This is a genomic window from Pseudomonas sp. Q1-7 (genome assembly GCF_028010285.1).
GTDB lineage: Bacteria > Pseudomonadota > Gammaproteobacteria > Pseudomonadales > Pseudomonadaceae > Metapseudomonas.
This window is the reverse complement of record NZ_CP116304.1, coordinates 4,742,532-4,765,268: the sequence shown is the minus strand read 5'-3', so window position 1 is coordinate 4,765,268 and position 22,737 is coordinate 4,742,532. Positions and strand designations below refer to the sequence as shown.

At 67.8% G+C, this 22,737-nt stretch carries 24 protein-coding genes; 16 read left to right on the top strand and 8 right to left on the bottom strand.

The genetic code is table 11. The features are described from left to right. Positions 1-57: 57 nt before the first annotated feature. The 5 genes from PJW05_RS22125 to PJW05_RS22105 all read left to right on the top strand — a co-directional run bounded on the left by PJW05_RS22125 (position 58) and on the right by PJW05_RS22105 (position 4,129). On the top strand, positions 58-840 hold the full coding sequence (locus PJW05_RS22125; RefSeq protein WP_271409096.1) for a class II aldolase/adducin family protein: 783 nt from the start codon (positions 58-60) through the stop codon (positions 838-840). Next, positions 837-1,715 carry an alpha/beta fold hydrolase gene (locus PJW05_RS22120; protein WP_271409095.1) on the top strand — a complete coding sequence of 293 codons (879 nt, stop codon included), beginning with the start codon at positions 837-839 and terminating at the stop codon, positions 1,713-1,715. The genes PJW05_RS22125 and PJW05_RS22120 overlap by 4 nt, the downstream gene beginning before the upstream one ends. A gap of 121 nt (positions 1,716-1,836) precedes the next feature. Continuing rightward, a complete protein-coding gene (locus PJW05_RS22115; protein WP_271409094.1) occupies positions 1,837-2,088 on the top strand; it encodes a hypothetical protein in 252 nt (83 codons plus the stop codon). 105 nt (positions 2,089-2,193) lie between these two features. Next, positions 2,194-3,105: an SDR family oxidoreductase gene (locus PJW05_RS22110; protein ID WP_271409093.1), complete on the top strand. Its 912-nt coding sequence runs from the start codon at positions 2,194-2,196 to the stop codon at positions 3,103-3,105. A 250-nt stretch (positions 3,106-3,355) separates the two neighbouring features. Next, complete coding sequence (locus PJW05_RS22105) at positions 3,356-4,129, top strand: crotonase/enoyl-CoA hydratase family protein (RefSeq protein ID WP_271409092.1); 774 nt, start codon at positions 3,356-3,358, stop codon at positions 4,127-4,129. Between the two features lie 33 nt (positions 4,130-4,162). Here the strand turns inward: PJW05_RS22105 and PJW05_RS22100 are convergent, their stop codons facing one another. Both PJW05_RS22100 and PJW05_RS22095 read right to left on the bottom strand, forming a co-directional pair. Beyond that, positions 4,163-5,539 (bottom strand): NAD(P)/FAD-dependent oxidoreductase, encoded by a 1,377-nt coding sequence (locus PJW05_RS22100; protein WP_442969269.1) that lies wholly within the window; start codon positions 5,537-5,539, stop codon positions 4,163-4,165. Positions 5,540-5,630: 91 nt separating this feature from the next. Continuing rightward, entirely contained in the window at positions 5,631-6,434 is an 804-nt protein-coding gene (locus PJW05_RS22095; RefSeq protein WP_271409090.1) for a SirB1 family protein, read from the bottom strand. Between the two features lie 163 nt (positions 6,435-6,597). Here PJW05_RS22095 and PJW05_RS22090 point away from each other — a divergent pair, with 163 nt between their 5' ends. The 4 genes from PJW05_RS22090 (at position 6,598) to PJW05_RS22075 (ending at position 10,986) form a co-directional block, all read left to right on the top strand. Then, positions 6,598-7,617: a Leu/Phe/Val dehydrogenase gene (locus PJW05_RS22090; protein ID WP_271409089.1), complete on the top strand. Its 1,020-nt coding sequence runs from the start codon at positions 6,598-6,600 to the stop codon at positions 7,615-7,617. 91 nt (positions 7,618-7,708) lie between these two features. Beyond that, positions 7,709-8,875, top strand: a complete 1,167-nt coding sequence (gene pdhA, locus PJW05_RS22085; RefSeq protein WP_271409088.1) for a pyruvate dehydrogenase (acetyl-transferring) E1 component subunit alpha — start codon at positions 7,709-7,711, stop codon at positions 8,873-8,875. Further along, the gene (locus tag PJW05_RS22080; protein WP_271409087.1) at positions 8,868-9,869 is read left to right on the top strand and encodes an alpha-ketoacid dehydrogenase subunit beta; all 1,002 of its coding nucleotides are present in this window, start codon (positions 8,868-8,870) and stop codon (positions 9,867-9,869) included. The genes pdhA and PJW05_RS22080 overlap by 8 nt, the downstream gene beginning before the upstream one ends. Before the next feature lie 10 nt (positions 9,870-9,879). Beyond that, on the top strand, positions 9,880-10,986 hold the full coding sequence (locus PJW05_RS22075) for a dihydrolipoamide acetyltransferase family protein (protein ID WP_271409086.1): 1,107 nt from the start codon (positions 9,880-9,882) through the stop codon (positions 10,984-10,986). A 103-nt stretch (positions 10,987-11,089) separates the two neighbouring features. Here the strand turns inward: PJW05_RS22075 and PJW05_RS22070 are convergent, their stop codons facing one another. Both PJW05_RS22070 and PJW05_RS22065 read right to left on the bottom strand, forming a co-directional pair. Next, entirely contained in the window at positions 11,090-11,956 is an 867-nt protein-coding gene (locus PJW05_RS22070) for a DMT family transporter (protein ID WP_271409085.1), read from the bottom strand. A 368-nt stretch (positions 11,957-12,324) separates the two neighbouring features. After that, complete coding sequence (locus PJW05_RS22065) at positions 12,325-12,582, bottom strand: YebG family protein (RefSeq protein ID WP_271409084.1); 258 nt, start codon at positions 12,580-12,582, stop codon at positions 12,325-12,327. A gap of 276 nt (positions 12,583-12,858) precedes the next feature. Between PJW05_RS22065 and PJW05_RS22060 the strand changes: the two genes are divergently transcribed. Further along, positions 12,859-13,344 (top strand): phosphate-starvation-inducible protein PsiE, encoded by a 486-nt coding sequence (locus PJW05_RS22060; protein WP_271409083.1) that lies wholly within the window; start codon positions 12,859-12,861, stop codon positions 13,342-13,344. A 22-nt stretch (positions 13,345-13,366) separates the two neighbouring features. Here the strand turns inward: PJW05_RS22060 and PJW05_RS22055 are convergent, their stop codons facing one another. Further along, a complete protein-coding gene (locus tag PJW05_RS22055) occupies positions 13,367-13,678 on the bottom strand; it encodes a DUF3509 domain-containing protein (RefSeq protein WP_271409082.1) in 312 nt (103 codons plus the stop codon). 256 nt (positions 13,679-13,934) lie between these two features. On the opposite strand from PJW05_RS22055, the gene PJW05_RS22050 reads away from it, so the two are divergent. The 4 genes from PJW05_RS22050 (at position 13,935) to PJW05_RS22035 (ending at position 16,671) form a co-directional block, all read left to right on the top strand. Continuing rightward, entirely contained in the window at positions 13,935-14,231 is a 297-nt protein-coding gene (locus PJW05_RS22050; RefSeq protein WP_271409081.1) for a DUF3649 domain-containing protein, read from the top strand. Continuing rightward, positions 14,228-15,751 carry a PepSY-associated TM helix domain-containing protein gene (locus tag PJW05_RS22045; RefSeq protein ID WP_271409080.1) on the top strand — a complete coding sequence of 508 codons (1,524 nt, stop codon included), beginning with the start codon at positions 14,228-14,230 and terminating at the stop codon, positions 15,749-15,751. Before PJW05_RS22050 ends, PJW05_RS22045 begins: the two co-directional genes overlap by 4 nt. Beyond that, positions 15,751-16,074 carry a DUF3325 domain-containing protein gene (locus tag PJW05_RS22040; RefSeq protein WP_271409079.1) on the top strand — a complete coding sequence of 108 codons (324 nt, stop codon included), beginning with the start codon at positions 15,751-15,753 and terminating at the stop codon, positions 16,072-16,074. The genes PJW05_RS22045 and PJW05_RS22040 overlap by 1 nt, the downstream gene beginning before the upstream one ends. An 87-nt stretch (positions 16,075-16,161) precedes the next feature. Next, on the top strand, positions 16,162-16,671 hold the full coding sequence (locus PJW05_RS22035) for a DUF3016 domain-containing protein (protein WP_271409078.1): 510 nt from the start codon (positions 16,162-16,164) through the stop codon (positions 16,669-16,671). A gap of 153 nt (positions 16,672-16,824) precedes the next feature. Here PJW05_RS22035 and PJW05_RS22030 read toward each other — a convergent pair whose 3' ends face one another. The 3 genes from PJW05_RS22030 to PJW05_RS22020 all read right to left on the bottom strand — a co-directional run bounded on the left by PJW05_RS22030 (position 16,825) and on the right by PJW05_RS22020 (position 21,037). Continuing rightward, positions 16,825-19,371 carry a TonB-dependent receptor gene (locus tag PJW05_RS22030; RefSeq protein WP_271409077.1) on the bottom strand — a complete coding sequence of 849 codons (2,547 nt, stop codon included), beginning with the start codon at positions 19,369-19,371 and terminating at the stop codon, positions 16,825-16,827. A 204-nt stretch (positions 19,372-19,575) separates the two neighbouring features. Beyond that, positions 19,576-20,538 (bottom strand): FecR domain-containing protein, encoded by a 963-nt coding sequence (locus PJW05_RS22025; protein WP_271409076.1) that lies wholly within the window; start codon positions 20,536-20,538, stop codon positions 19,576-19,578. A 1-nt stretch (position 20,539) separates the two neighbouring features. Further along, entirely contained in the window at positions 20,540-21,037 is a 498-nt protein-coding gene (locus PJW05_RS22020) for a sigma-70 family RNA polymerase sigma factor (protein ID WP_442969186.1), read from the bottom strand. 167 nt (positions 21,038-21,204) lie between these two features. Between PJW05_RS22020 and PJW05_RS22015 the strand changes: the two genes are divergently transcribed. Together PJW05_RS22015 and PJW05_RS22010 are read left to right on the top strand one after the other, a co-directional pair. Then, positions 21,205-21,612, top strand: a complete 408-nt coding sequence (locus tag PJW05_RS22015) for a PA2779 family protein (protein ID WP_271409074.1) — start codon at positions 21,205-21,207, stop codon at positions 21,610-21,612. After that, positions 21,612-22,577: a PA2778 family cysteine peptidase gene (locus PJW05_RS22010; RefSeq protein ID WP_271409073.1), complete on the top strand. Its 966-nt coding sequence runs from the start codon at positions 21,612-21,614 to the stop codon at positions 22,575-22,577. Before PJW05_RS22015 ends, PJW05_RS22010 begins: the two co-directional genes overlap by 1 nt. Positions 22,578-22,737: the final 160 nt, after the last annotated feature.

Genomic DNA, 22,737 nt, shown 5'->3' with positions numbered 1-22,737 from the left:
CGTCCCGGCGGCCCATGGCTAGACTCGTCGGACATACAACAACAACGAGGTTCCGCCATGACCGCCGCTCATACCCTCCCGCCGCTCGACCTCAAGGACCAGGTCTCCGCCGCCGAATGGCAGACCCGCGTCGACCTCGCCGCCTGCTACCGTCTGATCGCCCTCTACGGCTGGGACGACCTGATCTTCACCCACATCTCCGCCAAGGTCCCCGGCACCGAAGACTTCCTGATCAACCCCTACGGCCTGATGTTCCACGAGATCACCGCGTCCAGCCTGGTGAAGATCGACCTCGCCGGCAACAAGCTGATGGACAGCCCCTACGACATCAACCCTGCCGGCTACACCATCCACAGTGCCGTGCACGAAGCGCGTCCGGACGTGGGCTGCGTGCTGCACATCCACACCCCGGCCGGCATCGCCGTGTCGGCGCAGAAAAATGGCCTGCTGCCGCTGTCCCAGCAGTCGCTGTTCGTGCTGGCCAGCCTGGCGTACCACGGTTACGAGGGTGTGGCCCTGCACCATGAGGAGAAGGCCCGCCTGCAGGCCGACCTCGGCCAGGCCAACTTCATGATCCTGCCCAACCATGGCCTGCTCACCGCCTTCGGCAGCATCGCCGACGCCTTCCTCGGCATGTTCACCCTGCAACGCGCCTGCGAAATCCAGGTGATGGCCCAGGCCGGCGGCGGCGAGCTGATCCACATTCCGCAGCCGATACTCGACGGCGCGCGGGCGATGATCGCCGGCGTGATGAAAAGCTCGACGGGCATGGGTGGCGCGCTGCCCTGGCCGGCCCTGCTGCGCAAGCTCGACCAGCAGATGCCCGGGTACGCCCAATGACGACACTGGCCGGCATCCCCCTGGGCGACTGGCGCGCCCAGGCGCGGGACATGGCGTTCCGCGGCCAGCGCATCCGCTACTGGACGGCGGGGGAGGGTGAGCCGTTGCTGCTGATCCATGGCTTCCCCACCGCCTCCTGGGACTGGCACTACCTCTGGGAACCCCTGGCCCGGCGCTTCCAGGTGATCGCCTGCGACATGCTCGGCTTCGGCTACTCGGACAAGCCGCGCGGTCACGACTACCGGCTGCTGGAGCAGGCGGACCTGAAGCAGGCCCTGCTCGCCCACCTGGGCGTGGCCGGGCCGGTGCACGTGCTGGCCCACGACTATGGCGACAGCGTCGCCCAGGAACTGCTGGCGCGGCACCACGAGGGCCGATTCCGGATGGCCAGCTGCGTGTTCCTCAACGGCGGCCTGTTCCCGGAAACCCATCGCCCGGTGCTGGTCCAGAAACTCCTGCTGAGTCCCCTCGGCGTCCTGGTCGGGCGCCTGTTCTCGCGGCGCAAGCTGGCCGCCAGCTTCGCCCAGGTGTTCGGCCCGCGGACCCAACCCAGCGCGCTGGAACTGGATGATTTCTGGCGGCTGATCGCCGAGCAGAATGGCCCCGCCGTGATGCACCGGCTGATCCACTACATTCCCGAGCGTCGCCAGCAGCGCGACCGCTGGGTGGCCGCCATGCAGAAGGGCGGCGTGCCGCTGCGGGTGATCGATGGCGCCGTGGACCCGATCTCCGGCGCCCATATGGTGGCGCGTTACCGCGAACTGATTCCGGACGCCGATACCGTGCTGCTCGACGGCATCGGCCACTATCCGCAGACCGAAGCGCCGGACCAGGTGCTCGCGCACTACCTGGCCTTCCATGGCCTGCACGGATAAGGGACGTTTCCACGGCAGAATCAGATTGCACTGCATCCAATGGATAGGGGCGGGCGGCTAGCATCTCCCGCTTCATCCACTGGCCGGGCGGTTGGCTGCCCGGTGCTGGCGAGGTCTGGTCATGCTGTTTCGTACCCTGGTTTTCCTTTACCCCGTCATTCGAACCCTGGGCCCGCCCATCGCGGGCCTGTTGCTGGTGACCGGCATCAGCCTGATCGGCTATGCCGTGCTTTACCCGCACGGGCTGCGGGGCTGGTTGGCCGCCGCTGCCTGCCTGGTGGCAGCGGCGCTGCTGGCCCTGCTCTGCCACAGCTACAACTGGTGGCTGTTCAAGCTCCGCCCGCGCGGCTGCCTGTTCCTGCCCTTCAAGTAGCGCGAGCCTTATCGCGCACCATTCATGGCGGCTGCGATTGTTGTGCGGGCCGGGCAGGCTGCCGGAGACTCGGCGGATACCCCGGCCTGCCAAGGAGTCCAGTCCATGAGCGATGCAATCCGCTTCGAAGACAACGTCGTAATCGTCACCGGCGCCGGTGGCGGCCTCGGTCGCGCCCATGCGCTGCTGTTCGCCCGTCATGGCGCACGGGTGGTGGTCAACGACCTGGGTGGCAGTACCCACGGCGAAGGTGCCAATGCCTCGGCGGCCGACCGCGTGGTGGCGGAGATTCGCGCGGCCGGCGGCACCGCCGTGGCGAACCATGATTCGGTGACCGACGGCGAGAAGATCGTGCAGACCGCCCTCGACCACTTCGGCCGCGTGGACGTGCTGGTGAACAACGCCGGCATCCTGCGCGACAAGACCTTCCACAAGATGGAAGACGCCGACTGGGACCTGGTCTACAAGGTCCATGTCGAAGGTGCCTACAAGGTCACCCGCGCCGCCTGGCCGCACCTGCGCGAGCAGAACTACGGCCGCGTCATCTTCACCTCGTCCACCTCGGGCATCTACGGCAACTTCGGCCAGTCCAACTACGGCATGGCCAAACTCGGCCTCTACGGCCTGACCCGCAACCTGGCCATCGAAGGCCGCAAGAACAACATCCTGGTCAATGCCATCGCCCCCACCGGCGGCACCCGCATGACCGAGGGGCTGATCCCGCCGCAGGTGTTCGAGCAGCTCAAGCCCGAGCTGGTCAGCCCGCTGGTGGTGTTCCTCGGCAGCCAGCAGTGCCAGGAGACGTCCGGCCTGTTCGAAGTGGGCGGTGGCTGGATCGGCAAGGTGCGCTGGGAGCGCAGCCTGGGCGTCGGCTTCGATCCCCGTGCCGGGTTCGACGCCGAGGACGTGGCGGCCAACTGGCAGCGCATCTGCGATTTCAGCGACGCCGCGCACCCGGCGGACAACGTCGAGGCCTTGCGCGAAATGATGGCCAACCTGCAGAAGTACGCCCTCTGATCGCGCCGTTCAGCGGGGCGGTTCGGCCAACGGGCTGAACATTGTCCTGAAGAGCTTCTATGTTGAAGGCCGGCATGCTTGCCGGCCTTTTTCATTGGTGCTGCGAGCGAACAATCCTTGTAGGAGCGAATTCATTCGCGATGCGGGCCGTAGGCCTGCCCTGTGATCTTCCCCGGGGCTGTCGCGCGGCCCATCACGAATGAATTCGCTCCCACGAAAGAACCCCGCCTCTCTGCGTACAGGAGTCCCCATGAACATCCGAATCGAGAAGCACGGCCCGGTCACCACCCTGATCATTGACCGCCCGGAGGTGCGCAATGCCGTCGACCGGCCCACGGCCGATGCGCTGGCGGGAGCACTGCGCGCCTTTGAATTGGATGAGGAGGCGCGGGTGGCGGTGCTCACCGGCGCAGGCGGTACCTTCTGCGCCGGCGCCGACCTGGGGGCGGTGGCGGAGGAGGGCGCCCGGCGCAATCGCCTGGAAGCCGAAGGCGACGGTCCCATGGGGCCGAGCCGGATGCAGCTGCAGAAACCGCTGATCGCCGCCGTCGAGGGCCACGCGGTGGCCGGTGGGCTGGAGTTGGCGCTGCTGGCGGATATGCGGGTGATGGCCGAGGACGCGGTGTTCGGGGTGTTCTGCCGGCGCTTCGGCGTACCGCTGATCGATGGCGGCACCGTGCGCCTGCCGCGCATCGTCGGCCAGGGCCGAGCGCTGGACCTGATCCTCACGGGGCGCCCGGTGAAGGCCCAGGAAGCGCTGGCCATCGGCCTGGCCAACCGCGTGGTGGCCAAGGGCGAGGCGCGTGCCGCGGCCGAGGAACTGGCCCATGCCATCGCCGCCTTCCCGCAACGCTGCATGCTGGCCGACCGCGCCAGCGTCTACGCGCAATGGGAGCTGCCGTTCGAGGCGGCCATCGCCAACGAGTTTGCCGGAGGGATGAAGGTTATCCACAGCGGCGAGACCCTGGCCGGCGCGCGTTCCTTCAAGGCGGGGCAGGGGCGCCACGGCCGTTTCGACGACTGATGTCCGGGCCGCTCGCGCAGCGGTGCGAGTCTCTCAGCGCATCAGGCTTTCCATCAGGTCGGCCAGTTTCCGCGCCAGGGTGCGGCGCCAGGGCGCGCTGTGGGGATCGGCCAGCACCCGGTCTTCGTGGACGAAGCTGCGGATGATGGCGTTGTAGCCGAGCCAGCGACAGGGTTCGGGTTCCCAGGCGGCGAGGCGATCCAGCGGGCCGTCGCCGAGGACCCAGGGCTGTCGGGTGAGCAGGCTTTCCTTGCCGAGGATCAGGTCGGCCAGGGTGCGCCCGCCCAGGTTGCTGGCGCCCACGCCCTCGCCGCCATAGCCGCCGGACAGGGCGATGCCGTTGCGGCGGTCCACGAGCATGTGCGGACGGAAGCGCCGTGCCATGCCCAGGTTGCCGCCCCAGCCGTGGGTGATGCGCACAGTGCGCAGTTGCGGGAACAGCTCGCCAAGCAGGTAACGGCGCAGGCCGATTTCGCCTTCGGTGAGCTGGAGATTTTCCCGCAGGCGGCCGCCGAAGCGGTAACCGCCCCGGGCGCCGAAGGCCAGGCGGTTGTCGGCGGTGCGTTGGGCATAGGTGACCTGGCGGCTGCTTTCGCTGAAGGCCTGGCCATGATCCAGGCCTATTTCCGCCCACTGCGCGTCGGAGAGTGGCTCGGTGGCGATCAGCAGGCTCTGCACCGGTAACTGGTACCTGCCCAGCGGAGGCAGGCGAGCGGCATAGCCTTCGATGGCCGGCACCACCCACGGGGCCCTGATTTCGCCCTGGGCGGTGCGCACCCGTCCCGGCTGCCAGTGGCTGACGGGGCTCGCTTCGAACAGTTGCACGCCCAGGCGCTCCACCGCGCGGGCCAGGCCGCGCACCAGGCGCGCCGGCTGCAGGGTGGCGCAGTGCGGGGTGTGGAGTGCGCCATAGGGGTTGGCCACCCGTAGCTGGCCGTTCAACTCCTCGGGGCTCAGCCAGCGGTAATCGGCTTCGCCGAGGCCTTCGGCGTGGAGTTCGGCCAACTGGTTGCGCAGGCGCCTTTCCTGCTCCGGGTAGCGCGCGGCGCAATAGAGGATGCCGGCCTTGCGGTAGTCGCAGTCGATGCCTTCGCGTTGCAGCACCCGGGCCACTTCGTCGGGAATGCCATGGAGCAGGTCGAAGGACGCCTTGCGCGCGTCGGCCGGCAACGGCGCCAGGGCGCGGTCCTCGCCCAGCAGGTTACCCATCAGCCAGCCGCCGTTGCGGCCGCTGGCGCCGAAGCCGGCGAACTGCGCTTCGACCAGGGCGATCTTCAGCTCAGGCGCCTGGCGCTTGAGGTAATAGGCTGTCCACAAGCCGGTGTAGCCAGCGCCGATGATCGCCACATCCACCTCCAGCGAGCCGGCCAGCGCCGGTCGTGGCCGGAGGTCTTCGTCGAGCTGGTCCATCCACAGGCTGATCGAGCGCCAGTGCTGCACAGGCAGGTCCCCTTTGGCGGATTGTCGTGATCGGGCTGTCTGGCCGGTTGTCGGGGCCAGATCAATGCAGCGCCTGGACGTGCCCCAGCCGGCGCAGGCGCTGGGCCAGTTGCAGGTGCTGGGCCGGGTTGTCGCAGAGCAGCAGGGCGCGCTCCAGGTCGTAGCGCTCGGCCTGGGGGCAGTCCAGGTTCCGGTAGATGTCGGCGCGGGCCAGGTGGTCGTGCATGGTCGGTGGGCCAAGCAGCAGCACGCGCTCGGCGTCCTTCACGGCGGCCAGGTATTCGCCGGCTTCCTGGTGCAGCTGGCGCAGGTTGCGCGACAGCCGCTGGATCATTTCGCGCGGGCCGGCGACCTGCAGGTGCGCGGCCTGGAGTTCGGCCTGGGAGCCCTGCACGCGCATCAGCAGCTCGCGGCAATCGCGGGTATAGAGGCGTCGGCCGCTGGACGGGTCGAGCAGGTGGTCGGCACCCGGCACCCGCAGCAGGAAGTGGCCGGGAAAGTTCACTCCGACCAGGGGAATGCCCAGGCGCGCGGCCAGTTCCAGAGCGATCAGCGCCAGCGACAGCGGCTGCCCGCGCCGGCGCGCCAGCACCTGGGGCAGCAGCGCTGCCCGTGGGCGCAGGGGGGCGTCATCGTCTTCGTGGAAGTCCAGCTCGTTCATGCGGCGCAGCAGCGGTTGCGCCAGTTCGCCGGGCGCCAGGTCCGGCAGGCCGACGGACACCAGTTGCAGCACGCCGCCGAAATCCCGCAGCACCTGTTCCGGGACCAGGCGCGGATCATGCTCGGCGGCGATCCACAGGGCCGCCTCCAGCATCGCCGGAGGGTTTCGATCGAGGCAGGCTAGACAGCGTTGGCGCGGGTCCATGGGCTTCTCCGAAGGGTTGATTCCTTGTAGCCAACTGGTTGATTTTCGTCCAGTAGTGGCGCGCACGGCGGTTATCTCGGCGCCATGCCTTATGCCCTGACACGAGGGGGCGGACCGCGAAGCTCGTCCTATACTGGCCCTAACGTCAGGAAGGGAGCCCGCCATGTTCGCCATGATGGAAACCGCCCGGCTGGAGGCGCTGCACCTCGCCAACGATCCCGCCACCGGACTCAAGGCCATCATCGCCATCCACAACACCCGCCTCGGGCCGGCATTGGGAGGCTGTCGCTACCTCGCCTATCCCGACGATGAAAGCGCCATCCGCGACGCGATTCGCCTGGCCCAGGGCATGAGCTACAAGGCCGCGCTGGCCGGTCTCGACCAGGGCGGCGGCAAGGCGGTGATCATCCGCCCGCCCCATGTGGATAACCGCGCCGCACTGTTCGAAGCCTTCGGGCGGATGATCGAATCCCTCAACGGCCGCTACATCACTGCGGTGGACAGCGGCACCTCCAGCGCCGACATGGACTGCGTCGCCCAGCAGACCCGCCATGTCACCAGCACCACGGCGGCCGGCGACCCCTCGCCGCACACCGCCCTCGGCGTCTTCGCCGGCATTCGCGCCACCGCCCACGCCCGCCTCGGCAGCGATGACCTGGAAGGCTTGCGCATCGCCGTGCAGGGCCTCGGTCATGTGGGCTTTGCCCTGGCCGAGCAGCTCCACGCGGTGGGCGCCGAGTTGCTGGTCAGCGACCTGGATGCCGGCCGCGTGCAACTGGCGGTGGAGCAATTGGGCGCCCATCCGGTGGCCGCCGATGCCTTCCTCACCACACCCTGCGACATCCTCGCGCCCTGCGGCCTCGGCGGCGTGCTCAACGCCCAGACCGTCGGCCAGTTGCGCTGCGCAGCGGTGGCCGGCGCCGCCAACAACCAGCTCGCCAGCGCCGAGATCGCCGACGAGATGGAGGCGCGCGGCATCCTGTACGCGCCGGATTACGTGATCAATTCCGGCGGGCTGATCTACGTCGCGCTCAAGCACAAGGGCGAGTCGCTGCCGTCGATCACCGCGCACCTGTCGCGGATCAGCCAGCGCCTCACCGAGATTTACGCGCACGCCCAGGCCGACAAGCGATCCCCCGCGCGGGTCGCCGACGCCCTGGCCGAGCGCCTGCTGTTCGGCTGAACGGCCGCCAACCAGCGGCCCGGCCCGCACGTTCCTGGCGCCACAAGCGCCGGGCCCCGACAGGCACCCACAAGGTGCAAGGAGAGATGTCATGTCCAATCGGATCGAACTGCCCTACACGCGATTCCTCGACCCCGAGGGACGGCTGGTCGGCGAACTGCCGGCCTGGGCCGACGACTTCAACCTGCTCACCGAACTCTACAAGCGCATGGTGCTGACCCGCCTGTTCGACCAGAAGGCGGTGGCCCTGCAGCGCACCGGTCGCATCGGCACCTACGCCCCGACCCTGGGCCAGGAAGCCATAGGTGTGGCCATCGGCAGCCTGATGCGCGACGAGGACGTGCTGGTGCCCTACTACCGCGACACCGCCACGCAGCTGATGCGCGGCGTGCGCATGGAGGAAATTCTCCTCTACTGGGGCGGCGACGAGCGCGGCAGCGACTTCCAGGACCCGCGCTCGAAAGAGGACTTCCCCATCTGCGTGCCCATCGCCACCCAGGCCCTGCATGCCTGCGGCGTGGCGACGGCGATCAAGGTCCGCGGCCAGCACCGCGCGGTGGTCACCACCTGCGGCGACGGCGCCACCAGCAAGGGCGATTTCCTCGAGGCCCTCAACGTGGCCGGTGCCTGGCAACTGCCGGTGGTCTTCGTGGTGAACAACAACCAATGGGCCATCTCGGTGCCCCGGCGCATCCAGAGCGGCGCTCCGACCCTGGCGCAGAAGGCCATCGGCGCCGGCTTCCACGGTGAGCAACTGGACGGCAACGACGTGCTGGCCGTCTACGACCGTGTGCAGTGGGCGCTGGACCGTGCCCGCCACGGCAAGGGGCCGGTGCTGCTGGAGTGCATCAGCTATCGCCTGGGTGACCACACCACCGCCGACGACGCCACTCGCTACCGCAGCGCCGAGGAAGTGAAGGCCGCCTGGCAGGAGGAACCCATCAGGCGCCTGCAGGCCTTCCTCGCGGCCAACCGGGTGTGGGACGAAGGCCGCGAGCAGGCGCTGATCGCCGACGGCCAGCGCCAGGTGCAGGCCGCCGTGGACAACTTCGAGAACGCCGGCGTGCAGCCGGCGGAATCGGTGCTGGATCACGTCTACGCCCGCTGGCCGGCGGTGCTCGGCGAGCAGCGCGAGATGCTGATGGAACGGGTTTCCCGTCGGGCGGAACCCTCTCCAGGCGCAGTGCGCCACCCTCTCCCGCAAGCGGAAGAGGGGAACCGGATGGGCTCGCCGAGCAGTGGAGGTCATCATGAGTAATCTCAACGACACCACCGAAAAACGCGCGCTGCTGGAGGCCGTGAACATGGCCCTGCACCGCGCCATGCAGGAAGACGAGAACGTCGTGATCCTCGGCGAAGACGTGGGCGTCAACGGCGGCGTGTTCCGCGCCACCCTCGGCCTGCGCGAGCGCTTCGGCTTCAAGCGGGTGATCGACACGCCGCTGGCGGAAACCATGCTCGGCGGCCTGGCCGTGGGCATGGCCGCCCAGGGCTTGAAGCCGGTGATGGAGATCCAGTTCCTCGGCTTCATCTACGCCGCCATGGAGCACCTGGTGTCCCATGCCAGCCGCATCCGCTGGCGCACCCGTGGCCGGCTCACCTGCCCGATGGTGCTGCGCAGCCCGATGGGTGCCGGTATCCGCGCACCGGAGCACCACAGCGAGAGCACCGAGGCACTGTTCGCCCACATCCCCGGGCTACGGGTGGTGATGCCCTCCTCGCCGGCGCGGGCCTACGGGCTGCTGCTGGCGGCCATCGACGACCCGGACCCGGTGATCTTCCTCGAACCCACCCGGCTCTACCGGATGAACCCGCAACCGATCATCGACGATGGCAAGCGCCTGCCGCTGGATTGCTGCTTCACCCTGCGCGAGGGCTCGGACATCACCCTCATCAGTTGGGGCGCCAGCGTCCACGAAACCCTGCTGGCTGCGGCGACGCTGGAAGAGCGGGGCGTTTCCGCCGAGGTGATCGATGTCGCCAGCATCAAGCCGCTGGACCTCGAAACCCTGGAAGCCTCGGTGCGCAAGACCGGCCGCTGCGTGATCGTCCACGAGGCGCCGCGCAGTTGCGGGGTTGGCGCGGAGATCGCCGCCAGCCTCTACGAGCGCGTGCTGCTCGATCTGCAGGCGCCTATCCAGCGGGTCACCGCGCCGGATATCCCGCCGCCGCTGTACCGCCTGGAACAGCTCTACATTCCCAGCCCGGAAGACATTCTCGCGGCCAGCGAGCTGGTGCTGAACTACGCCTGAGGAGCGCACGATGAAATACTTCAAACTGCCCGACCTGGGCGAAGGCCTGCAGGACGCCGAGATCGTCCAGTGGCATGTGAAGGTGGGGGACAGCGTCAAGGCCGACCAGTTGCTCGTCTCGGTGGAAACCGCCAAGGCCCTGGTGGATATCCCGGCGCCCCAGGATGGTGTGGTGGCCAGGACCTTCGGCAAGGAAGGCGACATTCTCCATGTGGGTGAACCACTGCTCGGCTACGAGGGCGAAGACGCCGACGCCGGCACCGTGGTCGGCCGCCTGGAAGGCGGCGGCGAGGCCCAGGCCGACAGCTTCTTTATCGGCGCCGCGCCGTCCACCCGCGAGCACCTGGCGCCCCGCGCCACACCGGCGGTGCGCCAGCTCGCCCGCCAGCTTGGCGTGGAGCTGGCCGCCCTGGCCGGCTCCGGCCCCGACGGCCTGGTGACCCGCGCGGACGTGGAACAGGCCGCCCAGAGCGCCCGCGACAGTTTTGGCGGCGAGCGCCTGCGCGGGGTGCGCCGCAGCATGGCGGTCAACATGGCGCGTTCCCATGCCGAGGTGGTGCCGGTGACCATTTTCGGCGACGCCGACCTGCATCGCTGGCCGGAAGCCCGCGACCCGCTGATTCGCCTGGGCAAGGCCATTGCCGCGGCCTGCGAGGTGGAGCCGATCCTCAACAGTTGGTTCGACGGTCGCGCCCTGTCCATCCGCCGCCACGACAAGCTCGATCTGGGCATCGCCGTGGACACCCCGGACGGCCTGTTCGTCCCGGTGCTGCGCAACGTCGGCGGACGCAGCGCGGACGATCTGAAGGAGGGCATGGCGCGGCTGCGGGCGGACGTGAAGGCGCGCTCCATTCCGCCGCAGGAAATGATGGGCGCGACCATCACCCTGTCCAACTTCGGCACCTTGTTCGGCCGCTACGCCAACCCGGTGGTGGTGCCGCCCCAGGTGGCGATCATCGGCGCTGGCGGCATCCGCGACGAAGTGGTGGCCTGGGACGGCAAGCCGGCGGTGCACCCGGTGCTGCCGCTGTCGCTGACCTTCGATCACCGTGCGGTGACCGGCGGCGAGGCGGCACGCTTCCTCAAGGCACTGGTGCAGGCGCTGGAACAGCCGTAGGGTCGAGCGCAGTGACCCGCGGGCGAGCCCCCGCGGGAATTGAAGAATCGGCGCAAGCCGGCACCGGGCGACCTCCGTCGGGGGACGCCGCCCGGTGCTTCCGTCAGCCGTCGCGGCTACCCAGGCCGAACACCAGCACCAGGCCCGCCAGTATCCCGCCCATGCCCGCCAGGCCCAGCGGCGCCAGGGCGTTGCCGAGGACCAGGTAGTCCAGCCCCGCCGTCACCACGGGCACCAGGTAGAACAGGCTGGTGACGTTCACCAGGTTGCCCGCCTGCATCAGCCGGTAGAGCAGCAACTGCGCCAGCACCGAGATCACCAGCGCCAGCCACAGCAGGGGGATGGCGAAGTCCAGCGAGGCCTCGAAGTGGAAGGGCTTGTAGGGCACCAGCAACAGACAGGCCAGCAGGCTGGCGCCGTACTGGAAGGGCAGGAGCTGCAAGGGTGATTGCTGCACCCGCTTCTGCAGGATCGCGCCGAGGGTCATGCTGCACAGGGACGCGAGTCCGTACACCAGCCCGAGGGCGGTCACCTGCGCCTGGCCGATGCTCTGCCACACCAGCAGCACCAGGCCGCCGAGGGCGACGGTCAGGCCGAGCAGGCGCAGCAGGGCGAAGCGCCGCTCCAGCAGCACCAGGGTGAGGATCGGCTGCACCCCGAGCAGCGCGGCGAGCACGCCGGGGGTGATGCCGTTATCCAGCGCCAGCAGGTAGCAGATGGTGTAGCCGCCGATGAGCAGCAGGCCGATGCCCGCCACCTTCAGCCGGCTGCCAGGCTCCGGCAGGCCCTGGCCGCGCCAGGAACAGACCAGCAGCAGGAACGCGAAGGCCAGGGCGAAGCGCAGGGTGAGGAAGGCGAAGGGCGAGGCATGGTCAAGGCCGAGCCGGGCAAAGATCGCGCCGCTGCTCCAGAGCAGCACGAACAGCGAAGTCGAGGCGAAGGCGCCCCAGGTGGATTTGTCCAACGTCATGAATTTTCACCTGTCAGTGAACGGCAACAGGCTCCGGCGCGTGCGAACGCCGACCAGCAAGGGTCAGGACCGGAGCGGTATCAGCGGCTGGAGATCAGCCGAGCGCTGCGCTTGGGGGCGGCGGCGGAAAGCCGGCCCGCGCGGCTGGCGGAGGGGCGACAGGTGGGGACATCGGCGACAGGCAGGCGCGAACGCGCGCACCGACGGGGTCGGTGGTCATCGCGGAATGGGCGCTTGCGTTGGGCATCGTGGAGTTCGCCGAAAGTGACGGCCCCGAAAATGGGGACCTGGCGAAACTAGACCTTCCCTGCGCGGGAGTCAATCGGGAAAAAAGCACCCTCCCCACGAGCGGGGAGGGCAGGGGAAACTCATTCGCCCGGCAGTTCCAGCTCGGCCAGGGCGTCGGGCTGGTTCTTGAAGGCCCGGGCGAAGGTGTCGCGGTGCTTGGCCATGAAGATGCCGATGTCTTCCACTTGCTGTTCGCTCAGGGACGGCACCGCCTTGTGCAGCACCTCGGCCAGGGACTCGGCCAGTTCGAGCATCTTGTCGTAACGGTCGGCTTCGGCCTTATCCATGAACAGGCGCTCCGGATCGCGGCTGCTGCGGTACACCACTTCGACGGCCATTCATCACCCCTCACCTTCATTGGTCAATAAATACTGGATGTGCATACAGTATTCGGAATGATGGCAAATGGAAATAGTCGGAAGGAAATTTCCATCGGGCCCTGTTCCGCTGGACCCCAAGCATAGCTGTTGCCTGCACCTTCGCTGAGGGGGTGATGCGGACGGGCTGCGACAACCTGTCTCGTGGCGCGACAGCCCCGGCGGCCCCCATCCTGCATCACCCCACTGTCACTTTCCCCCGTCACCATCGGGGCCGTCGTCGCAAGGAGCTGTATCGTGAAGATCAACTGGGCTGAAAAACTGCGCGAAAACGTGCATGGCCTGGCCGAGTCCCTGGGCAATCTCCTCGTGGAGAGCTTCCACTACCTGGCCCTGTTCGCCATCGGCGGAATCACCGCTTGGGCCGCGGTGGTGGCCTTCCTGGGGATGGTGGAAAAGGGGCACATCACGGTCGACGACATCCTGCTGCTGTTCATCTACCTCGAACTCGGCGCCATGGTCGGCATCTATTTCAAGACCAACCACATGCCGGTGCGCTTCCTCATCTATGTGGCGATCACCGCGCTGACCCGCTTGCTGATTTCCGATGTGTCGCACCACCACCGGCCGGACCTGGGCGTGGTGTATGTGTCCGGTGCCATCCTGCTGCTGGCCCTGGCGATCCTGGTGGTGCGCTTTGCTTCTTCGCGCTTCCCTTCGGTGCAGAGCGATGCACCGCGCCGGCGCCTGGGTCCTCAGGTCGAGGCGGAAGAGGACGCCTGACCCGATGCACGGATAGCGTGCATCAGATGCGCGCTATCCGTGCCGCATTCACCTGTCCGCTGCGGACCGGCGCGACATGGCCGCCGGTCATGCTGGTGAGCAATTCGCCCACCTTGTGCCCACTCTCGATGGCGATGCCCAGACGAATGCTCTCGATCACCCGCTGCAGGCGCACCGGGTCGTTGCGTTGGGCCGCGCTGATCATGCGCCGCGCCACCACGCCGCGTTCGTTGGTGAGGGTGAGCAGGATGCTGCCGTCCGGGCTCACCAGGCTGAGGTTGACCCGGTATTCGGCCTGGAATGCGTCGCTGAGAATCTGGAAGGGGTTGTACATGGCCTGTCACCTGGAAATGGAGCGATGAGTCGATGGACGCTGGGGAAACTGCAAAGTTCGAACCGCAATGACCGACGGAGGAGGTGGACTCCGACCAACTGTCGCGGATAGCCAGTTCAAGGTCGTGCCAGGCGAGGCAATAGAATTTCTCTGTTGCAATGCATGTTCGCATGTAAATAATTCTCAGAACTATTTCTGACGATTCCCTTCGCCCTGGTGGATGTTCCGCCCAGGCGTCCTCGACCAAGGTAGCCATGTGAGCAAAGCCAAGACTTCACCGCGCTGGGACGTGACCGCGCGGGTGTTGGCGGCGATTCTCGGCGGCTACGCGATGGCCTATTCCGCCACCGCGTTCCTGTCCGTCTATCTGCCGCTGGTGCGCAGCGACCGGGTGGTGTTCGCCAGCCTGTCCTGCTTCGCCGTCTACACCGTCGCCATTCTCTATGCCTTCGCCGCCCGTTCGGCCCTGCGCGCCTGGCTGGTGCTGGCCGGCGTGACCGCGCTGATGGCCCTCGCGGCCTACCTGCCCGGCGATTTCGGAGTACGACCATGAGCCTGCGCCAATCCATGGCGGGACTGCACACCTGGGGCGGGCTGCTGCCGTCCTGGCTGCTGTTCGTCATCTTCTTCGCCGGCAGCATCGCCTGCTTCGACAAGGAACTGGAGCGCTGGATGCGCCCGGCGCTGCATGAGCCCGCCGGCCACAGCCTGAGCATCGACCAGGTGCGCGATACCCTGCTGGCCAGGGCGCCGGACGCCCACGCCCTCTGGATACGTCCGCCGAGCGAGCGCGAGCCCTTCTACTGGGCCGGCTACGAGCCGGCAGACGAGAGCGAGTTCGTGCGCCTGGCCCTCGACCCCGCCACCGGCGAGCCGATGCCGGAAACCGTCGGCGGGCTGTTCTTCTTCACCCTGCACTACGACCTCAACGCCGGCATGATCGGCATGTACATCGTGGCCATCGCCGCCATGTTCATGCTGGTGGCGCTGATCAGCGGCGTCATCATCCACCGCCGCATCTTCAAGGACTTCTTCACCCTGCGTCCGGACGCCAACGGCCAGCGCGCCTGGCTGGATGCGCACAACCTGTTCGGCGTGGTGGGGCTGCCGTTCCACCTGCTCATCGCCTACACCGGCCTGGCGATTTTCGTGGTGTTCTACATGCCCGCCGGCATCCAGCGCGCCTACGACGGCAACGCCGAGGCATTCTTCCACGACGTCATGGGCGCCTACGAGCGCGAAGAGGTGAAACGTCCGGCTCCGCCCCCCATGTCCCTCGACAGTCTGGTGGCCGACGCCCACCGTCGCTGGGGCGGCAACGAGACAGGCTGGATCAGCGTGCACCATCCCGGCGACGAAGCGGCCGTGGTGGACATCCGCCGCTACGACCGTTCCGGCATCGTCGACTTCCAGTGGACCCTCTCCTACGACGCCGCCAGCGGCGAACTGCTCCACGAGCAGAAGCCCTACAGCCCCGGCTACCAGAGCTACGCCTGGCTGACCAACCTGCACATGGCGCAGTTCGGTGGGCAGATCGTCCGCGCCCTGTACCTGCTGCTCGGCCTGATGGGCTGCGCCATGCTGGTGGCCGGCCTGCAGGTCTGGCTGCGCAAGCGCGAGGCGCGCGGCGGTCATGGCATCGGCCTGGTCCGCGCGTTGAATGGCGCGGTGCTCGGCGGCCTGCCGGTCGCCAGCCTCGGCCTGCTGCATGGCAACCGCCTGCTGCCGGCCGGCCTGGCCGAGCGCGCCAGCGCGGAAACCTGGGTCTTCGTCGCGGTCTGGCTGCTGGTGGCGGCCTGGGCCGTGCTGCGCCGCAACAGTGGCAAGGTGGCCCGCGACGTGCTGCTCGCCGTGGCCGTCCTGGCCCTCGGCCTGCCCGTGCTGAACACGCTGGTCACCCCCGAGGGCAGCCTGCTGACGACCCTGGGCCGTGGCGACTGGAGCATGGCCGGCATCGATCTCGTGCTGCTCGCCTCCGGGGTGCTCTGCGGCTTCATGGCCTGGCGCCGTTCGCAGCCGCAACTGGAAAAGACCCCGCACGTTCGTCGCCGCCTGGTGGAGGAGAGCGCCTGATGCTGTTCCTGAGTTTCGCCCTGTGCTACCTGGCCATGACCGGACTGGCCCTGGCCATGTCGCGCCAGCACAAGCGGGTGTTCAGTGGCGCCCCGAGCGAGTCCCGCAGCCGCCTGCTGCGGGGTGGCGCGGTGCTGGCCATGTTGGCCGGGCTGGTCCTGGCCATCCTCGAACTGGGCGGCGAAATCGGCAGCGTCATCTGGCTCTGCCAACTGATGCTCGCCGGCCTGCTGCTGGTGGCCCTGCTGGCTTGGCAGAGCCGCTGGGTGTTGCCGCTGGTTGCCGTGCTGCCTGTTTGCGGCGGACTGCTGACCCTGGTCTGAGCCGTCCGCCCGGAGTCGCCTCGCGTTGCAGTTCGCGGGCGTACACTGGTCCTGGCGGTGCCCTGCGTCACCGTCAGGAGGTGTTCCATGCGACCCACGCTGCCCCTCATCGTGCTGGCCGTGCTGATCCTCTCACCGGCCGCGCTGGCATCCACCACCGAAGTCAGCTTCACCCACCCGGAGAAGTACAGCGACGCGCGCCTCTACCGTGACCGCGGGCGCGGTGCGGACGACGTCGTGCTGAACGACCTCAAGGCCCATATCGAGAAGCTTGGCCAGCGGTATCTGCAGCCCGGACAGACCCTCAAGGTCGAGGTTCGCGATATCGACCTGGCGGGCCGGTTCGAACCCTGGCGGGTCGACTTCCGGGACGTACGCTTCATGCGCGAGGTGACCTGGCCGCGCATCAAGCTGCACTACAGCCTGGAGCAGGACGGCAAGACCCTGGTCAGCCGCGATATGACGGTGATCGACCAGTCCTATCTGCAGCACGGCAACCATTACTTCAGCAATGATCGGCTGCGTTACGAGAAGACCATGCTGGATGACTGGTTCCGCTGGAATATCGCGCCGAAGGACAAGACGGTGTCCTATTGATTGGCGGACGTCCGCTTGGCGAATGAATTCGTCCCCACAGGAAACGCGCTGGCTGCACCTTCGTAGGATGGGTCGAGCGAAGCGATACCCATGCTGGGCGGGCCGGCGGCCCGCCTCGCGAATGAATCCGCCTCTACAGATGCAAGGCCTTTCTCAGAACTCCACGCTGTAGCTCAGGCTGTAGGTACGGCCACGACCGTGGTAGTCGAACAGTTCGGCGGGGACGCTGGCGCTGTAGAACACCTGCGCGCGCTGGCCCCAGACGGTGGTGTAGTCCTTGTCCGCCAGGTTCTGGATGCCGAAGTTCAGGGTGCCCACCGGCAGCGCCTGGCTGCCCAGCAGGTCGAAGGTGGCGTAGCCGTCGATCGTGTGGTCGTTGCCGTCGAACTGGCCATTGGCAAGCACGTTGCCGTCGTCGGAGAGGTTGAAGGTGCGCACGCCTTGCAGGCGCAGGCTGGTGTCACCGTCCTGCCAGCCGACGAAGGCGGTCAGCTTGGAGGGGCTGGCGGCGGTTACGTCCTGCTTCTCCCAGCGGCCGTCGATCTTCTGCTGGGAGCGGATAGCCAGGGCGCTGGTGCCGACCTGCCAGTTCTCGGTCAGCCAGTAGTTGGCCTGGCCTTCCAGGCCGTAGTTGCGCTTCTTGTTGTCCAGTTGTTCCACCAGCAGGGTGGTGCGGTTGTAGGTGATGCTCTTGTCGGACCAGGCGTAGAAGGCCGCCAGTTGGGCGTCGAGGCTGCCGTCGTAGTGGCGCCAGCCGAATTCCACCTGTTTGGTCTTGATGCCGTCCAGGGCCGAGTCCTCGACGTTCACGCCCCGCTGCAGCACCCAGCGGCCGTTCACCGGCGCGGCGGAATAGGTGCCTTGGCCGTAGTACTTGGCCGGGTCGGGCAGCTCGAAGCCTTCGGAGTAGTTGGCCCAGACCTGTTGGGCCTTGTTCAGCTTGTAGACGGCGCCGAGGTTGTAGAGGTCGACCTGGTAGTCCTTCTCGCCGCCGGGAATGGCGTCCGCGCTGGTGCCGTTGCCCTTACTGATCTGGATCTGCTGGGCTGCCGCAACGAAGTCGTCCACCTCGTTATTGGTGCGCTGGCGACGCACGCCCGCCGACAGGGTGAGGGCGTCGGTAGCCTTCCAACTGCCTTGGGCGAACAGCGAGTTGCTGTCGGTGTCGATGCCCGGGTAGCGGCCCACCTTGGCGTATTCGTCGGCCACCAGGCCGCCGGTCCGCGCAGCGGTATTCAGGTCGAACAGCGCCTGGTCGGCGTCGAAGCGCTCCCGCTCGATATCGGCGCCGTAGGTCAGGGTGAAGCGGTCCCACTCTTTCACCAGCACCGCCTTCAGCCCGTAGTAGTCGGTGTCCTGTTGCGAGGCGGAGTAGTAGGAGCGGCTTGGGTTGATCGCGCCGCTGCCCGTGAAGGCGATGCTCGGGTAAGGCTGGAAGGCCATTTCCTCGCTGCGGTAGTACGCCTGCAGGTAGAGGTCGTGGCCAAGCACTTCCGGCGCGTGGTAGGTGGCATTGAACTGCTGGCGCTCGGTGTGCGGCTCGCGGTCGAAGCGGGCGCCGCCTTCGATCTCGAACGGCTCCAGGCCGCGCAGACCGGCGAAGTTGCGGCCGAGGTCGACGCCCTTGTCGCCGTCGTAGCCGGAGTCGTACCACTGGGCGGCCAGGTTCAGGCTGTGGCCGTTGGCGAAGGCGAAGTCGAGGCTGCCCATCACGTCCACCGACTGGTTGTACTGCAGGTCGGTCTGGGTGATATCGAGCATCACCTGGTCGCCACTGCCGTCGTAGGCGGCGCCGTTCTTCTGGTAGGCCACCGAGGCTCGCCCCTTGATCTGCTCGCTGCCACCGCTGACCGACTGGGCCACGCGCCAGTCGTGGTCCTGGCTGGTTTCGAAACCACTGCGCAGGCCCACTTCGCTGTTGAAGCGCGCGGGGCCGGCCTCACCTTTCTTGGTGACGATGTTGATGATGCCGCCGGTGGCGCCGCCGCCGTACACCGCGCTGGCGCCGGAGAGCACTTCGATGCGCTCGACGTTGAACGGGTCGATGGAGTCGAACTGGCGGCTGATGCCGCGCGAGCTGTTCAGCGAGACGCCGTCGATCATCACCAGGGCGCTGCGGCCGCGCATGTTCTGCCCGAAGTTGGTACGGCCCTGGGGACCGATGTCCAGGCCAGGGATCAGTTGGCCGAGGGCCTCCTTGAAGGGCACGCCGGCCTTGGTCTGCTCCTGCAACTGGGGCGCATCGATGATCCACACGGTGCCCGGCAGCTCACTGATGCGGGTGGGGGCGCGGGAGCCGACCACCACCTGGCGGTCCACTTCGATGGCGGCGCCGGAGGATCGCAGGCTGTAGCCGCCGTCCTCGGCCACCGCATGCAGGCCGCTGCCGGCCAGCAGCTGGCGCAGACCTTGGTCGACGCCGTACTGACCGCGCAAGCCCTGGGTCTGGCGGCCGGCGGTCAGTTCGGGACTGAACGACAACAGCACGCCGGCCTCGCGACCGAACTGGTTGAGCGCGGCTTCCAGCGGTCCGGCGGGTATATCGAAGGATTGGCGCTGGCTCTCGGCGCCGACTTCCAGCGTTGCGGCCATGGCCGGGAGGGGCAGGGTCGCGGCCAGGCCGAGGCTGAGCAGCAGCGGCTGCATGGCGCGCACCAAGGGTTTGCGGGCGAACTGGCGAAGGCGGGTCGGGTACTGCATGGGCTCGTCTCGTCTGTGAAAGGGAAGGTCTCTGCCTGCCTTGTCACGCGAGATCGGAAAAAAGGCTCAGCTATTACAAAAAAATCTGGTCATCGATTTCGTAGGTTGGGCTGAGGTACGAAGCCCAACGCCGGAGCCGTGCCGGACGTTGGGCCTCGCTGCGCTCGGACCAGCGTGGCCCGCACCAACCTACGGGGGCTGCCTTCAACCCGTGGCGCGCGGATGCACCTTGATCCAGTAGCGCGTCAGGCTGTGCACCTCCACCGGCAGCGCCTTGGGCAGCATGGCGAGGATGCGTTCGGTATTGTCCAGCGGGTAGCTGCCGGAAATCAGCAGGCCGGCCACCTGTGGATCGCAGCTCAGGTGGCCGTGGCGGTAGCGGCCGAGTTCGGCGAGGAAGTCGTCCAGGCGCATGCCACTGGCCACCAGCATGCCCTGGGTCCAGGCGACGCTGTCTTCGCTGGCGCTGCCCGGGGGGTCGATGCGGGATGGGCTGAGGTTTGCCTGCTGGCCGGGAAGCAGCGACTGGCGATGGCCGTCGGTGAGCAGGTCGGCATTGCCGGCGAACAGGCTGATCCGGCTGCTGCGTTCGAGAAGGCGCACGTTGAGGCGTCCGCCACGGCTTTCGATCAGCCCCTGCGGCGTCTGGATGCGCAGCGGGCGCGGGTCTTCGGCACTGTCGACGAGGATTTCGCCCCGGCGTATTTCGATCAGCCGCTGGCCGGCGTCGAAGCGGATATCCACTGCGCTGGCGGTGTTCAGCTCCAGGCGCGAGCCATCCACCAGGCGCACTCCGCGACGCTCGCCGACACCGGTGGATTCGTCGCTGCGCAGGGCCAGCAGCGGCTCGCTGTCGCGCAGGCCGAGTGCGCCGCCGCCCGCCAGGGCGCAGAGCAGCATCAGCTTCAGCGCCTCGCGGCGGCCACGGCGCGTGGGCGCGTCGAGGGCAGCCAGGGCGAGTGGGGGGTCCAGGCCGCGCAGGCCGCGGTTGACCTCCTCGATGCGCTGCCAGGCGCGTTCGTGCTCGCTGTCGGCGGCACGCCAGTCGCACCAGGCCTGGCGGCGCTGTTCGCTGACCTCGCCACTCTGCATTTCCACCAGCCATTCCACCGCCTGCTCGGCGACGGCCGGGGCGATGCGGCGGCGATCCACGGCACGCAGGCCCAATTCAGTAGCGCTCCGCGAAGTAACAGCACTGGGCGGCCTTGACCATGTGGCGCTTGACCGTGGAGAGGGAAATGGCGAGCTGGGTGGCGATCTCGGCATAGGTCATGCCGTCCACCTGGGCCAGCAAAAACACCTTCTTGGCCACCGCTGGCAAACCGTCCAACAGGCGATCCAGCTCCATCAGGGTTTCCAGGATGATGGCGCGTTCCTCTTCGCTCGGGGCCAGCGCTTCCGGTTGCGCGGCCAGGGCTTCGAGGTAGGCCCGCTCGATGTCCTGGCGGCGGTAGTGGTTGGCCAGGACGCGCTTGGCGACTGTGGTCAGGAAGGCGCGCGGTTCGAGGATCACCGGCTTCTCCCGCGCCACCAGCACCCGCAGGAAAGTGTCCTGGGCGAGGTCGGCGGCGTTCTGCGGGCAGCCCAGGCGACGACGCAGCCACCCGGTCAGCCAGCCGTGGTGGTCGCCGTAGAGTTTCTGCAGGGTGTTGGCAGAGTGATTCAAGCGCTGGACTCGGAAGCTAATGGGAATGCTTCGCATTCTATGGTTGCTGGCGGATGTTCAGCAATAATCTGATTAATGTGACGGATATCCACTTTTGTGTTGTAGGAAAGCTGGAACCGTCAAACACGCAGCGTGGTCAACTGGTAACAAGATCTGGAGAACCCACTATGCTTTCGCGTCCCTGCAACCCTCGCCTCGCCTCCCTGCTGATTGCCGGCCAGCTCGCCCTCATGGCCCAGATGCCGCTGGCCCAGGCCGCCATGATCGGCACACCCCAAGCCATGCAGGAACAGACCTTGCCTCAGCATCAACCCGTCGACCGCGCGCAACTGCGCGCCATGCTCGACGACCGGCAGGTGCAGCAGAAGCTGGAGTCCCTCGGGGTGCCGCGCGAGCAGGTGGAAGCCCGAATCGCCAGCCTGACGCCCGCCGAACTGCAGCAGTTCAACCAGCGCCTGGAGCAGGAGCCAGCGGGCGGCTGGGTCGGCATCATCGTGCTGTTCCTGGTGATCTTCATCATCACTGACATGCTCTGCGCCACTGACATCTTCACCTTCATCAAGTGCATCAACTGATGCGCCCCTGGCTGGTGGTCCTGGCCCTGTGCCTGGCGGGTTGTGCGGGGCGCCAGCCGGTGCTGCCGCCCGAGAGCGAGCGCCTGCCGCAGCGGGTGGAGCTGACCGGGACGCCGTTCTATCCCCAGGAGATCTACCAGTGCGGCCCGGCCGCGCTGGCCACGGTACTGGTGCAGCGTGGGGTGCGGACCTCGCCCGAGGCGCTGGTGCCCCAGGTCTACCTGCCGGCCCGCCAGGGCAGCCTGAAGCTGGAACTGGTGGCCGCCGCCCGCCAGCATGGGATGCTGGTGTATCCGCTGGAGCCGAACCTGGATGCGCTGTTGGCCCAGGTGGCGGCCGGCAATCCGGTGCTGGTGATGCAGAATCTGGGGCTGGACTGGCTGCCGCGCTGGCATTTCGCGGTGGTGGTGGGCTTCGATCGCAGCCGGGATGAACTGGTGCTGCGCTCCGGCACCGAGAAGCGCTGGGTGACCGACCTGCGCAGCTTCGATCGCACCTGGCAGCGCGCCGAGCGCTGGGCGGTGGTGACCCTGCCGGCGGACCGGCTGCCGGCCGAGGCGCGCCTGCAAGCCTGGATCAAGGCGGCCAGCGACCTGGAGGAAACCGCCCAGCGCCCGGTGGCGGAACGTGCCTATCGCACCGCCGCCGCACACTGGCCGAAGGAGCCCTTGCCGCTCTTCGCCCTGGCCAACGCGCGCTATGCCGAGGGGGATCGTGACGGCGCCGAGCAGGCCCTGCGCGAGAGCCTGAAGCGCAGGCCTGACTATGCCCTGGGTTGGTTCAACCTGTCCGAGGTGCTCAACGAGAAAGGCTGTGCTGTTCAGGCCGGCCAGGCCAGGGCCTGTGCCAGGCAGTTGGCGCCGGACGACCCGCGCCTGGCCGCGCCGCTCGGCGCCGTAGCCGCCGGCAAGGGGCGGTGCCGGGCCCTGCCCGTGTGCGGCGAGGATGTGGGGCAGGGGATGTAGGGCAGAGGATGTAGGTTGGCGCCGAGCGAAGCGAGGCCCAACGACGCACACGCAGGCCGCAGGATGGCGGAGGCGCGAAGCCCATGCGGATTCTGGGCGATTGAAGTCGCCCACTAAATGGGTGCCCGAAACGAAAGAAGCCCCGCGATGCGGGGCTTCT